A 12,643-nucleotide genomic window follows, 5' to 3' on the forward strand; every position below is an offset into this window, starting at 1 on the left:
CCCGCCATATCGGCAGGCTCGGCGTGCCGCTCGCGCGGACCGGGGTGTTCCTCGGTTCGCTGGGCAGCCGCCTCGGCGATATCGTCACGGCCAACGGCGGCACTGTGCTGATGCAGCATGAGGTGATCGAATCGCGCCGCACCACCGGCGGCCTCTGGCAGTCACGTCTGCGCGATTGCACCACGGGCGATGAAAGCGTGATCCTGTCGCACAACCTGGTCATCGCGACCGGGGGCTATCAGCAGCCCGACGACGTTGCAGCCGCGCAGGTGGCGGGCCAGTCCCTGGATGCGCGCGTCGGCACCCGGCTGCTGGCGTCCGATGCCTTGCTGCGGCGTGGCGGGCTCGATGCCCTGCGCGAACGACTGGCTGCATGTCCGGCCCCGAAGGTGGCCATCGTGGGCGCGTCGACCAGCGCGCTGGCATCGGCGGCCTTGCTGCTCAAATCCGACCTCGCCCTGGGCGAAGGCGCGCTCACCCTGTTGCATCGCACGGCTTTGCGGCCGTTCTATCCCTCCGCCGAAGCCGCACTGGCCGACGGATTTACCGATTTCGGCGAGGACGACATCTGCCCTGTCAGCGGGTTCGTCTATCGGCTGGCGGGATTCCGGCTCGAAGCCCGTGACCTTGTCTTGCGGATGCTGGCTGTGGGCGGTCGCGCGCCCGATCCGCGGATGCGCCTGCACCGGCTGGACAGCGCCACCGATGCGCAGGCTGGCGCCATTCTCGATTCGGCTGATGTGGTGATCGGCGCGCTGGGCTACCGTCCGCATGCCTTGCCGCTGTATGCTGCCGACGGGATGCGGATAGAGCTTTGCACCGATACGCCGGGGCGCCCGCGGTTGACCGACCAGCAATGCCGCGTGATCGACGCTGCCGGCAAACCCCTGCCCAATGCCTATGGCATCGGATTGGCGGCAGGCTTCGTCCCCGAAGGACCGCTGGGCGGCGAGCGCAGCTTCAAGGGCAAGGCCAATGGCCTGTGGCTCTGGCAGAACGATGTCGGTCAGATGATCGTGAAACAGATCGTCACCGGCCGCCAGCGCAAGCGCAGGGCCGCATGACCTCACCGGTGGTCAGCGTCATCATGCCCGCCTATAACGGCGCGGGACTGATTGGCGAGACGATCCAGTCCGTCCTGGCGCAGAGCTTCGAGGATTTCGAGCTTGTGATCGTCGACGATTGTTCGACGGACACGACCTGGGATGTGCTGCAGGGCTATCGCGACCCTCGCATCCGCTGCCTGAGGGCCCCGGTGAATGGCGGGCCTGTCCAGGCGCGCAACCTGGCGTTCAGCCAGGCGCGCGGGCGCTATATCGTCGGGCTGGATCAGGATGATCTTTGCACGCCCGACCGCTTTGCCCAGCAAGTGGCGTTTCTCGACGCGCATCCCGATTTCGCCCTGGTCGCCAGCGCCTGCCGGTTATTGCGGGACGGGCGCGAGCAGGACTGGTCGGGGATGCGCCTGTTCACCCCTGACGCCATCGACTGGCTGCTGATGCTGTGCAATCCGCTGGCCTGGTCTTCGGTCATGTTCCGCGCCGAGGCTGCGCGACGGCTCGTCCCGTTCGAACGGCAGGAGGTGCTGTATGCCGAGGATTTCGACTTTTACCACCGGATCCGCAAGCATGGCCGGATTGCCCGGATCGATACGCCGCTGCTGGTCTATCGCTGCCACCCCGAGGGCGCATCGAAGAAATATGAAGACGCGATGTGCGCCAGCGCGGCCCGGGTGCTGGGCGATCACTATGGCGCCATCTTCGGCGAGCGGGCGCAGGCCTGCGGCGCGCTGGTCGGCAAGCATCTGATGCACGGTCTGCCGGTCCCCGATCTGTCGACGCTCAGGCAGGTGGCGGACATCATGGCGACGCTGCACCGTCAGTTTCTCCAGCGCTGCACACCCGATGCGGCCAGCCGCCGGATCATTGACCGCGAATATGCCAGGCTGTGGTGGACACTGGTGCGCCCGGCGCTGCGCTGGCGGATCGTCAGCCTGCGCGATGTATTGCCGCTGCGCCCCGCCTGTGTGCCGCTGGCACTCACCCAGCCCGACTGGCTGGTCTCGCCGCTGGTCGGGATCGTTCGCGGCGTGATGCGCAAGGCCATGGCAAGCGAGCTCGCCTAGACTCTGGCAAGGTCCGCCATACCGCAGGCGGGCCCGCCAGGCTCTGCCTCACCTCGCAGCATCGAAATGGCGGAGCACACCATCGGCAATTGCACTGGCATCGGCCCACGTCGCCTCAAAGCCGCTTGCATCGCCATAATAGGGGTCGGCCACCGCCTGGCCGGCGCGCCCTTCGACCAGATCGAGCGCCAGGCGAAGCTCGGCGCGAGGGTGTGACGGCGCCATCGCACGCAGCCCGGCCAGGTTATCATGGTCCATCGCCAGGATCAGATCGAAACGGGTGAAGTCCTCGGCCCGGACTTGGCGTGCGCGCAGCATGGCGATATCGACGCCATGCTGCCGGGCCACGGCAATGGCACGGGGATCGGGCGCATCGCCGCTGTGCCATCCGCCAGTACCGGCTGAATCGACCGTCCAACCCAGATCACGCTGGCGCACGGCGTGGCGCAGCGCGCCATCTGCCAGCGGCGAACGGCAGATATTGCCCAGGCACACGAACAGGATCGATGGCGTGGTCATGCGTTCTCCGTTGCGATCTCGCTCTGCCGTTTGACGCTTGCGCGCGGGCACGGCTCTGCTAGCCAAGGCATTCAACAATAACAAGCAACGGGAGAGCCAGCCGCATGTCGGATCCAGTCGAGCAACATGATCCGGCCGCATCCGGCCTTTCGCCCGCCACCCATGCCAGCCCCTATGCCTGGTATGGTCTGGGCATCCTGTTCCTCGTCTATGTGCTCAATTTCATCGACCGGCAGATCATCACCATCCTGGCGCCCGACATCAAGGCGGACCTTGGGCTGGACGATGCCGATATCGGCTTTCTGTATGGCACCGCCTTTGCGGTGTTCTACGCCCTGTTCGGCATTCCGCTCGGGCGGCTGGCCGATAGCTGGAACCGGGTGCGGCTGCTGACCGCAGGCCTTGCGATCTGGTCGGCGATGACCGCGCTGTCCGGCTTTGCCAAGAACGGCACGACCCTGGGCCTCGCGCGCATGGGCGTGGGCATCGGCGAGGCGACGGCGAGCCCGTCAGCCTATTCGCTGATCTCCGACATGTTCCCCAAGCGGATGCGCGGCACGGCGCTGGCGATCTATTCGGCGGGGCTGTATTTCGGCGGCGGCATTTCGCTGATGATCGGCGGATTTATTGTTGCGGGCTGGAACGAGGCCTATCCGGGCGGTGGCCCGCTCGGGCTGGTTGGCTGGCAGGCGGCGTTCATGGCGGTGGGGCTGCCCGGACTGCTGCTCGCGGCCTGGGTCGCCACCCTGCGCGAGCCGGTGCGCGGGCTGGTCGACGGCCTGCCGACGCCGCCCACCGCAGAGCCGTTTCGCGGTTTCGTGCAGGAACTGTTTGCCGTCATCCCGCCGTTCACGCTGATTGCGGCAGCCCAGCGCGGCGCCTCGGCGCTCGTCACCAACGTGGCGGCCGTCGCCATCATCGCGCTCGCTGCCTCCGGACTGATCTGGCTGACCGGGGCAACGCTGCAATGGATCTGCATCGGCGTGGGCTATTATGCCGTGTTCTCCTGGGCATCCTCGCTCAGGCAGCGCGATTCGGCCACGTTTGCCTTGATCTGGGGCTCGCCGGCCTTTCTCTACACGATCCTCGGCTATGGCTGCGTCGCGTTCCTGTCTTATGCCTCGACAGCCTTCGGCCCCAGCTATGCCGCGCAGGTGCTCGGCGAATCGACCGCGCGGATCGGCTTCTGGCTCGGCGGCGGCGGGGCGGCGGGGGGCTTTCTGGGGGTCATCATCGGCGGACGGTTGTCGGACTGGCTGCGCGGGCGATACGCATCGGGCCGGATCATGGTGATCGCCTTTGGCCTGCTCGCGCCGGTCATCCCGATCTATCTGGCCTTCACAACCGTGTCCGATCCGGCATCGGACATGGACTTCGTGCGCTTCGCCATCTTCGTATCGCTCGCCAACATGCTGGCAAGTTCGGCGCTGGGGGCAGCGGCGGCCACAACGCAGGATCTGGTGATGCCCCGGATGCGCGGCACTGCCACAGCGACCTTCTTTCTGGCGACAACATTGTTCGGGCTGGCGCTGGGTCCGTATCTGGCCGGGCAGATGTCGGTAATCTCGGGGAGCCTTTCGACAGGCGTGCTCTCGATCCTGGTGATCGTGCCGGTGGGCATCACATTGCTGGTGCTGGCCTATCGCGCCGTGCCGCTGGCTGAGCGCACGGTGGTCGAACGCGCTCGCGCAGCCGGCGAGGATGTCTGACAGGCCGATCCGGGTGGTGCCGCTGGCACCGCCCCGGATCAGGTGAGGTCGATCAGGCGAGCATGCGCACGCCCGGCTCGCGATCATAAAAGCGCGTCGATGCAGCCTTGATGAAGTCGTCGCCGATTGCGGTGACGCCTGCATCGGGTTCGACACCTGCCTTCTCGAGCAGGGGCTTGGCCGCCTTGGTGTGGCCGATCGCCTTCAGATGACCAAAGGCATCCATCGCAAACTGGACTGCCGCGGCTTCCTTGAGCAGCATCTTGGTGCCGTCCTCCGACAGCACGATCGCCACCGCATCGAACAGCTGGCTCGGGCTACCGGCGAGCTGGCCATCGGCCTTGCGCATCTTGCCATCAGAGAGCTTCGCCCCGCCCACCTTGGGTGCGACGATGAACACGGTGGCCCCGGCCTTTTCGATGGCCTTGGTCAGCATATCGAGCTCGCCTGCATCGGTGCCGTCCGCAATCAGCACGCCGACCTTGCGGCCTTCCAGCGTCGCCTTCATGTTCTTGTGGATCGACAGCGCATCCGAAGCCTTCATGTCGACCGGCTTGCGCGCGGCCTCGGCCTTGGCGGGCAGTTCGATGTTCAACCCGTCGGCGACCCGTTTGGCGAGGTCTTCATCGACATTGCGCAGATTGGCGACCATCCGGGCGGGCACCTGGTCGAGATCGGCGACCTTCGATAGCTCGAACACAAACGATGAGGCGATGTGCGCCTGCTCGTTTGCGGTCTGCGAACGGTAGAACAGCCGCGCCTGGCTGTAGTGGTCGGCAAATAGCTCTGCCCGCACGCGCAGCTTGTCGCCCGTCTCATTGGGTCCGCTGACAAGGTTGGTGGTGGAAAAGCCCTTGGCCGCGCTTTCACGCGGGCCTGCTTCCTCGCCATGTTCGGCAAGGCTGTTGGGCTCGTAATTGGCGCGGCCCTTGGGGACCATCGTCTGCATCATGCCATCGCGCTGGAAATTGCCGAACGGGCAGCGAGGCGCGTTGACCGGGATCTGGTGGAAGTTGGTCGTTCCCAGCCGCGACTTTTGCGTATCGAGATAGCTGAACAGCCGTCCCTGCAGCAGCGGATCGTTCGAGAAATCGATTCCCGGAACGATATTGCTCGGCAGGAACGCGACCTGCTCGGTCTCGGCGAAGAAATTGTCGACATTGCGGTTGAGCGTCATCGTGCCGATGATCCGCACCGGCACATCCTCTTCGGGGATCAGCTTGGTCGCATCGAGCACATCATAAGGCTGCGCATCGGCAAATGCCTGGTCGAACACCTGGATTCCCAGCTCCCATTCGGGGAAATCACCGCCGGCGATCGCCTCGAACAGGTCGCGGCGATGATAATCATTGTCCGCCGCCTGCAGCTTCAAGGCCTCGTCCCAGATCGTCGACTGAAGACCCAGCTTGGGCTTCCAGTGGAACTTGACGAAGCTCGCCTTGCCCTCGGCATTGACCATCTTGAAGGTGTGAACCCCAAAACCTTCGATCATGCGCAGACTGCGCGGAAGGGTGCGATCGGACATCGCCCACATCAGCATGTGCGTCGATTCGGGCATCAGCGAGGCCCAGTCCCAGAAGGTGTCGTGTGCGCTGCCGGCCTGCGGATAGCCGCGATCGGCCTCCATCTTCACCGCATGGACCAGATCGGGGAACTTGATCGCGTCCTGGATGAAGAACACCGGGATGTTGTTGCCGACGAGGTCCCAATTGCCCTCGCGGGTGTAGAACTTGACCGCAAAGCCGCGCACGTCGCGCGGGGTATCGACCGAACCGGCGCCGCCTGCGACCGTGGAAAAGCGCACGAACACTTCGGTTTTCTCGCCCTTGGTGAACACGGCTGCCTTGCTGAGATCCGAGATGTCGTCGGTCGCCTCGAACACGCCGTGCGCGCCGGTGCCGCGCGCGTGGACGATCCGCTCGGGGATCCGCTCATGGTCGAAGTGGAAGATCTTCTCACGCAGCACGAAATCCTCGAGCAGCGTGGGGCCGCGCGCTCCCGACTTCAGGCTGTTCTGGTTGTCCGAAATCGGCATGCCATGGTTGGTGGTGAGCACCTGCGCGTCGCCGCTGGCCTGCTGATGGGTTTCACCGCCCTGGCCGGTGCTTGTCTCGTGGGGGGATTTCGTCATGCGTAGCTCCTGCTGATCACAGATCAACGCACGGATCACCGGCCTTTTACTTGCCTGTCACGGTCGCGCGCCAACCAGGCGCACTCGCGCCGTTGCGCCACCTACGCGCCGACGCAGCATGTGATGCATGCGGTGCAAGAGAATCTGGCGGGCGGGCCGGTTATGGGTTTTGAGAGGCCTTACCCCTCCGCTTCGACCGCTCCGCTTGCCAGCAGCGCCTCGATCCGCGCCGCATCATAGCCCAGCCTCGACAGCACGCTTCTGGTATCCGCGCCCGCCTGCGGCAGCACCGCCTCGGCCGATGGCCGCGCGCCGTTCATCTCGATCGGCAGGCTGGGCAGCATCGTTGTGCTGCCATCGCTCAAGGTCACCGGTTCCAGCCCGCCACTGGCGAGCAGATGCGGATCGTCGAACATGTCCTCGGGCCGACCGATCGGCGCGAAGGGCAAACCGGTGCCTTCGAGCTTGGCGATCAGGTCATCGCGCTTCCAGGTTTGCACCAGCGTGCGGATCTGCGGCATGATCCGCTCGCGCGCCAGCACGCGCGCGGTGTTCTCGCGGATGCTCTCGTCGGCCCAAAGATCGTCGAGCCCGAACAAGGCGCAGAACTTCTCCCATAGCGCATCGGTGACCACGCCGATGAAGATCGGCTTGTCGTCGGCGGTCTCGAACACATCGTAGATCGCCCAGGCGCTGATCCGCGCGGGCATCGGCGCCGCCGGTTTTCCGGTCACTGCGAGTTGCGCCATATGCTGGCCGATCAGGTAGATCGTCGTTTCGAACAGCGAGCTTTGCACCTTCTGCCCACGCCCGGTGCGGTGCCGCTCCTCGACCGCTGCGAGGATCGCGATCACGCCGAACATGCCGCCGGTGACATCGATCACGCTCGATCCTGCGCGCAAGGGCCTGCCCGGCGGTCCGGTCATGTAGGCCAGCCCGCCCATCATCTGCGCGACCTCATCGAGCGCGGTGCGCTCTTCATAGGGGCCGGGAAGAAAGCCCTTCTCGCTGCAATAGATCAGGCGTTCGTTGGTGGCAGACAGCGCCTGATAGCCCAGCCCCAGCCGGTCCATCGCGCCGGGACGGTAGTTCTCGATCAGGATATCGGCGCTCGATGCCAGATCGCGCGCCACCGCCAGCCCGTCCGCCGACTTCAGGTCGAGACAGATGCTCGCCTTGTGCCGGTTATACATTGGGAAATAGCCCGCGCCCGACCCGATCAGCCGCCGCGTCCGGTCACCACCGATCGGCTCGACGCGCACCACCTCGGCCCCCAGCGAGGCGAGGATCGCGCCCACTGCCGGGCCCATCACCATGTGCGTGAACTCGACGACCTTGAGGTTCTTGAGCGGTTGCGGCCCGGTCATGCCCGTTTCCTTTCAAAGCCGAGCGGCAGCCCCGCATCGGGGGTGAAGCCGTACAAGGGTTCGCCCGGCAGCGCCTCGGCGAGGATGCTGCGCACCGCAAGCAGCGCGTCGAGATCGATCCCGGTATCCACGCCCATCGCTTCGAGCATGAACACCAGATCTTCGGTGACGATGTTGCCCGAAGCCCCTGGCGCGAACGGGCAACCGCCCAGCCCCCCCAGCGACGAATCGAGCGTGGTGATCCCCTCGTCGAGCCCCGCGAGCGCATTGGCAAGGCCTAGCCCGCGCGTGTTGTGCAGGTGGAGCGTCGTCATCTTGTCCGCGCCGACCTCGGCCTTCACCGCGCGCACCAGCCGTCTGACCTGCGCGGGGTTGGCATAGCCGGTGGTGTCCGAGAGGCTGAACTCCTGCGCGCCGGCCTCAGCCGAGGCGACCGCCAGCCGCACCACCTGCGCCTCGTCGACCGGACCTTCGATGGTGCAGCCGAACGCGGTCGACAGGCCCACGGCGAAGTGCACGCCGCCTGCCCGTGCCAGCCCCGCGATGGTCGCGATCTCTTCGAGCATCTGCGCATGGCTCTTGCGCACATTCTTCAGGCTGTGCGTTTCGGACATCGAGAACGGGATCGAGATGGCGTGCGCGCCCGCTTCGATCGCGCGTGCAGCGCCCTTGGCATTGGGGACGAGCGCGACGACGTTGAGCCCGGGGATGGTGCGCGCGAACGCCACGATCTCGGCGCTGTCGGCCATCTGGGGCAGAAGCGACGGCGGCACGAAGCTGCCCACCTCGATCTCGCGCACGCCGGCGGCGGCTTCGGCTGCGATCCAGCGTTTCTTGGCTTCGGTCGGCATCACGCGGTCGATGCTCTGCAGGCCATCGCGCGGGCCGACCTCGCTGATCAGCACGTCAGGCATGGTTTTGCTCCAGATAGACCCAAGGCCGCTTGGCGCGGTCGGCAGTTTGGAAGGCGGCAATCGCCTCGCGGTGCTTGAATGTCAGATCGATGGCGTCGAGCCCTTCGAGCAGCATCGCCTTGGCTTCACCCTCGATCTCGAACGACCAGACGCCCCCGTCGGCGCTGACGGTCTGCGCGGCCAGATCGACTTCGACCGCCTGCCCCGCCAGCTGCGCGATGACCTCGGGCGGCAGCACCACCGGCACGATGCCGTTGCGCACGCAATTGCTCTGGAAGATCGGCGCAAAGCTCTGCGCGATGATGCAGCGGATGCCATATTCGGCGAGCGCCCAGACGGCATGCTCGCGGCTTGACCCGCAGCCGAAATTGCGCCCGCACAGCAGCAAGGTCGCCGCGCTGAATTGCGGCTGGTTGAGCACGAAATCGGGGTCGGGCGTGCGCGCCGCCGCATCGAGATAGCGCCAGCCAGCGAACAGCCCACCAGCCAGCCCGGTCTTGCCGGTGCTCTTCATCTCGCGCGAGGGGATCATCGCATCGGTATCGATATTGTCGCGCAGCAACGGCGCGGCGATCGAGGTGAGCGTCGTGAAAGGTTCAGCCACCGGCAAGCTCCCGCGCATCAGCGATGGCGCCTGCTATGGCGCTGGCGGCGACCGTCTCCGGGCTGGCGATATGCGTCTTCACGCGCAGCCCTTGGCGGCTTTCAAAGTTGCGGTTGGTCGATGAAATCACCCGCGATCCTTCGGCAAAGCTCTCGCCGCCGGCAAAGAAGCACATCGAACAGCCGCTCATCCGCCATTCGAAGCCCGCGTCGAGAAACACCTGGTCGAGCCCCTCGGCCTCGGCAGCGCGGCGCACCGCGCTTGAACCGGGGACGCAAATCGCGCGGATGCCTGGGGCGACCTTGCACCCCTTGAGCAAGGCTGCGGCGCGGCGCAGATCGGACAGGCGCGCGTTGGTGCAGCTGCCGATGAACGCGGCATCGATTGGGGTGCCGACTAGCGGCGCACCGGCGGTGAGCGCCATGTAATCGAGCATTGCGGAGGTCGCGTCCTCGGGGACGCTGCCCGTCACCGCCACGCTCGCCTGCGGGCTGGTGCCCCAGCTGACCATCGGAGCGATGCTGGCCGCGTCGATCTCGATCTCGGAATCGAACACGGCATCGGCGTCCGAACGCAAGTCCCGCCAACCGGCGCGCGCAGCATCCCAATGCGCACCCTTCGGCGCATAGCGACGACCCTTGAGCCAATCAAAGGTCACATCATCGGGCGCGATCAGCCCAGCAAAGGCGGAAAACTCGGTCGCCATGTTGCACAGGGTCATCCGCGCTTCCATGTCGAGCGCGGTCACGGCTTGCCCCGCAAACTCGACGACATGCCCTGCCCCGCCGCCCGCGCCATGCGCCGCGATCAAGGCCAGCATCATGTCCTTGGCCGTCACCCCCGGCGCGAGCGTGCCGGTGAACGTGACGCGCATCGTTTTGGGTCGGGTCAGCCGCAGCGTGCCGGTGGCCATCGCATGCTCGGCCTCGGACGATCCGATCCCCCAGGCGAGCGCGCCCAGCGCCCCCTGCGTGCAGGTATGGCTGTCGGGCGCGATCAGCGTGAGGCCGGGCAGCACGATGCCGAGCTCCGGGCTGACCACATGCATGATGCCCTGATCGGGATCGCCGACATCGAACAATGTGATCCCCGCCGCCTGCGCTGCCGCACGGGTCTCGGTGATGAATGCCTGACCGCCGGGCATCAATGTCTGGTCGGTGCGGCCCGGCAGCGTATCGACGATATGGTCCATCATCGCGAACACGCGCGCCGGATCGGCGACCGTGCGCCCCGCCTCGGCGAGTGCATTGAGCGCCGCCGCCCCGGTGCGCTCGTGCAGCAGCACCCGGTCGATCGCGACCAGCGCCGCCCCGCCCGGAAGCGGGGCGACGACATGGGCGTCCCAGATGCGATCAAACAGCGTGGTCACGACGAGCCTTTACGTGCTGGCGTTCATTTCTGCTTCGATCGCACGCCAGTCCTTGCTGACCAGAGTCTCCTGAATCGCGGTGCGCGTCTCGAGCAAGCCATTGCGGATCCAGTGCCAGGTGCGGCAGCGCGACTGTCCGTCGTCCGAAATCTGGATCATCTCGTACAGATACAGCGACGGATCGCCCTGGCGTTGCCAGTAGAGCATGATGGTGCGGCTGTATTCGTCGAGCCCAACTTCGGAGGCCCAGCCGACGATCAGCTCGTTGTCCCACCACACGCGCTTGTCGCGATATTCGGCCGGGAATTCGCGGATTTCCTTGCGGCCATCGGGCCAGGTATAATGGTTGGTCTGGTGATAGAGATACGGCCCTTCGTCGGGGAAACGGCACAGCAGACGGCTCTGGTGCTCGTCGATCTTCTCTCCGGCAGCATTGTAATAGGTATACACACCGTCCCACACGCCTTCGTGCCGCGCCATGATCGGCATGTCCTCGCGAATACCCATATCCGTGTCTCCTTATTGACCAATGATCGCCTGATAATATGCCCGCGCCGCTGTCGCTCGCAGCAATGCGCGATGTTCGCCTGCCAGACATTCCGGCGTGATCTCCACCGGGTCGAAGGGAACTGCATTGGCAGCCGCCACCGCATGATGCGGCGCAAAGAAATGCCGCGCGCGCACGATCTGCCACGCGCGCACCAGATGCGTGCCGTAGCGATCGGCTGACAGGTCGGGGAACAGCAGCGCCGGATCGCCTTGCGGCACCTTGGGCAATCGCACCTCGGCCGCTCCGAAATGGCCTGCAATGGCATCGATCACCCGCTGCCATGGCGCCCAGTCGGTGGGCGCTGCGCCCGCCCAGCCATCGGACAGGCCATGGCCGGGAAGATCGATGGCAAGCGCGCCTGTTGTATCGCGTTGCAATTCCTCGCCGGGACCATGCACGACGAGCACACCTGACGCAGGATCGCCCTGCCAGTGGATCAGCCCGGAAAACTCCGGCGTTTCGATGGCGACAAAGCCCGCATCGGCACTCTGTTGCGGAACGACGATATCGCCCTGCGCCAGACCCTGCAGGAATGCGAGGCTGAGCGCCTGATGATCGGCAGGCGTCGCGCACCGTTCCGCGCGCCAGCGTGCCGGCATGTCGCCCAGCCGGTCCAGATGCGCCTGCAGCGGATCGCCATCATAGGCGCTGATCAGCACCGGCGGCGTCACCGCATCGGGCGGCGGAATGTCGCGGGGCGCGCGCAGCACTGCGCCATAGCCTGCGCGATAGGCGCTGCCGGCATCGAGCATCTCGCGCACCGCCATGTCGACGCGCGCGACATCGGCATGCGCACCGGGCAGCCGCGCGGCATCGCGGGTATCGAACCAGGGGAAGAACCAGCTCTGTTCCATCATCCGGTTCCACAGCCAGACCAGATGCTCGCCATAAGCCGCCGGTTCGAACGGCGGCAGATAGGACTGCCCGAACAGCGCCATCTCCTGCGGCGTCCAGATGGCATAGCCGCCGATGGCAAGGCCGGTAAACCGCTGCGGGTGCCGCTTGAGCGCGGTCACCAGAATGATGCCGCCCGAATGAAAGCCATAAGCCGGACACGGCGTCAGCCCCAGCGCATCCATTGTGGCCACCAGCGCATCAGCGAAATCATCGATCTCGGGCTCGCCGGGCAGCGGATCGGACTGGCCGAAACCCGGCGTATCGGGCGCGATGCAGGTGAAGTGCGCAGCCCAGCGTTCCATCAGCGGGGCATATTCGCCGCTGTTGCGCGGGCTCTGGTGGATCATCAGCAGCGGCGGCCCACTGCCCGCCTGTCGGTAATGCACGCGGCGGCGCTGGCCGTCTGGCTGCGCTACGTCAACATAATGGCGAGTGATGAGAGTCATGCCTCAATTTGT

The 12,643-nt window shown here is 65.8% G+C and carries 10 protein-coding genes and 1 pseudogene; 3 read left to right on the forward strand and 8 right to left on the reverse strand.

Going from position 1 to position 12,643, the window contains the following annotated elements; genetic code table 11:
• Both D618_RS19890 and D618_RS0112115 read left to right on the forward strand, forming a co-directional pair.
• A pseudogene (locus D618_RS19890) lies at positions 1-1,064 on the forward strand (aminotransferase DegT); the annotation flags it as partial.
• On the forward strand, positions 1,061-2,125 hold the full coding sequence (locus D618_RS0112115; RefSeq protein ID WP_017671789.1) for a glycosyltransferase family A protein: 1,065 nt from the start codon (positions 1,061-1,063) through the stop codon (positions 2,123-2,125). The pseudogene D618_RS19890 and the gene D618_RS0112115, both read left to right, overlap by 4 nt.
• A gap of 48 nt (positions 2,126-2,173) precedes the next feature.
• On the opposite strand, the gene D618_RS0112120 is transcribed toward D618_RS0112115, so the two are convergent.
• Positions 2,174-2,644 (reverse strand): low molecular weight protein-tyrosine-phosphatase, encoded by a 471-nt coding sequence (locus D618_RS0112120; RefSeq protein ID WP_017671790.1) that lies wholly within the window; start codon positions 2,642-2,644, stop codon positions 2,174-2,176.
• A gap of 104 nt (positions 2,645-2,748) precedes the next feature.
• Here D618_RS0112120 and D618_RS0112125 point away from each other — a divergent pair, with 104 nt between their 5' ends.
• Positions 2,749-4,353, forward strand: coding sequence for an MFS transporter (locus tag D618_RS0112125; RefSeq protein ID WP_017671791.1), 1,605 nt, complete (start codon positions 2,749-2,751; stop codon positions 4,351-4,353).
• Between the two features lie 52 nt (positions 4,354-4,405).
• Here the strand turns inward: D618_RS0112125 and D618_RS0112130 are convergent, their stop codons facing one another.
• From D618_RS0112130 to D618_RS0112160, 7 genes are all read right to left on the reverse strand, one after another.
• Complete coding sequence (locus tag D618_RS0112130; RefSeq protein ID WP_017671792.1) at positions 4,406-6,484, reverse strand: catalase; 2,079 nt, start codon at positions 6,482-6,484, stop codon at positions 4,406-4,408.
• Positions 6,485-6,663: 179 nt separating this feature from the next.
• Positions 6,664-7,851: a CaiB/BaiF CoA-transferase family protein gene (locus D618_RS0112135; RefSeq protein ID WP_017671793.1), complete on the reverse strand. Its 1,188-nt coding sequence runs from the start codon at positions 7,849-7,851 to the stop codon at positions 6,664-6,666.
• Positions 7,848-8,765 (reverse strand): hydroxymethylglutaryl-CoA lyase, encoded by a 918-nt coding sequence (locus D618_RS0112140; RefSeq protein ID WP_017671794.1) that lies wholly within the window; start codon positions 8,763-8,765, stop codon positions 7,848-7,850. The genes D618_RS0112135 and D618_RS0112140 overlap by 4 nt, the downstream gene beginning before the upstream one ends.
• The gene (leuD, locus tag D618_RS0112145; protein ID WP_026091617.1) at positions 8,758-9,369 is read right to left on the reverse strand and encodes a 3-isopropylmalate dehydratase small subunit; all 612 of its coding nucleotides are present in this window, start codon (positions 9,367-9,369) and stop codon (positions 8,758-8,760) included. The genes D618_RS0112140 and leuD overlap by 8 nt, the downstream gene beginning before the upstream one ends.
• A complete protein-coding gene (locus D618_RS0112150; protein WP_017671796.1) occupies positions 9,362-10,738 on the reverse strand; it encodes a 3-isopropylmalate dehydratase large subunit in 1,377 nt (458 codons plus the stop codon). The genes leuD and D618_RS0112150 overlap by 8 nt, the downstream gene beginning before the upstream one ends.
• A gap of 9 nt (positions 10,739-10,747) precedes the next feature.
• Positions 10,748-11,245, reverse strand: coding sequence for a hypothetical protein (locus D618_RS0112155; protein WP_017671797.1), 498 nt, complete (start codon positions 11,243-11,245; stop codon positions 10,748-10,750).
• A gap of 12 nt (positions 11,246-11,257) precedes the next feature.
• Positions 11,258-12,631: an alpha/beta fold hydrolase gene (locus D618_RS0112160; RefSeq protein WP_017671798.1), complete on the reverse strand. Its 1,374-nt coding sequence runs from the start codon at positions 12,629-12,631 to the stop codon at positions 11,258-11,260.
• Between the last annotated feature and the right edge of the window lie 12 nt (positions 12,632-12,643).

This window comes from Blastomonas sp. AAP53, from assembly GCF_000331245.1.
Classification (GTDB): Bacteria; Pseudomonadota; Alphaproteobacteria; order Sphingomonadales; family Sphingomonadaceae; genus Blastomonas.

Coding starts and splice junctions, on each gene's coding strand:
- D618_RS0112115 (WP_017671789.1), top strand. CDS start 1,061: ATGACCTCACCGGTGGTCAGCGTCATCATGCCCGCCTATAACGGCGCG.
- D618_RS0112120 (WP_017671790.1), bottom strand. CDS start 2,644: ATGACCACGCCATCGATCCTGTTCGTGTGCCTGGGCAATATCTGCCGT.
- D618_RS0112125 (WP_017671791.1), top strand. CDS start 2,749: ATGTCGGATCCAGTCGAGCAACATGATCCGGCCGCATCCGGCCTTTCG.
- D618_RS0112130 (WP_017671792.1), bottom strand. CDS start 6,484: ATGACGAAATCCCCCCACGAGACAAGCACCGGCCAGGGCGGTGAAACC.
- D618_RS0112135 (WP_017671793.1), bottom strand. CDS start 7,851: ATGACCGGGCCGCAACCGCTCAAGAACCTCAAGGTCGTCGAGTTCACG.
- D618_RS0112140 (WP_017671794.1), bottom strand. CDS start 8,765: ATGCCTGACGTGCTGATCAGCGAGGTCGGCCCGCGCGATGGCCTGCAG.
- D618_RS0112155 (WP_017671797.1), bottom strand. CDS start 11,245: ATGGGTATTCGCGAGGACATGCCGATCATGGCGCGGCACGAAGGCGTG.
- D618_RS0112160 (WP_017671798.1), bottom strand. CDS start 12,631: ATGACTCTCATCACTCGCCATTATGTTGACGTAGCGCAGCCAGACGGC.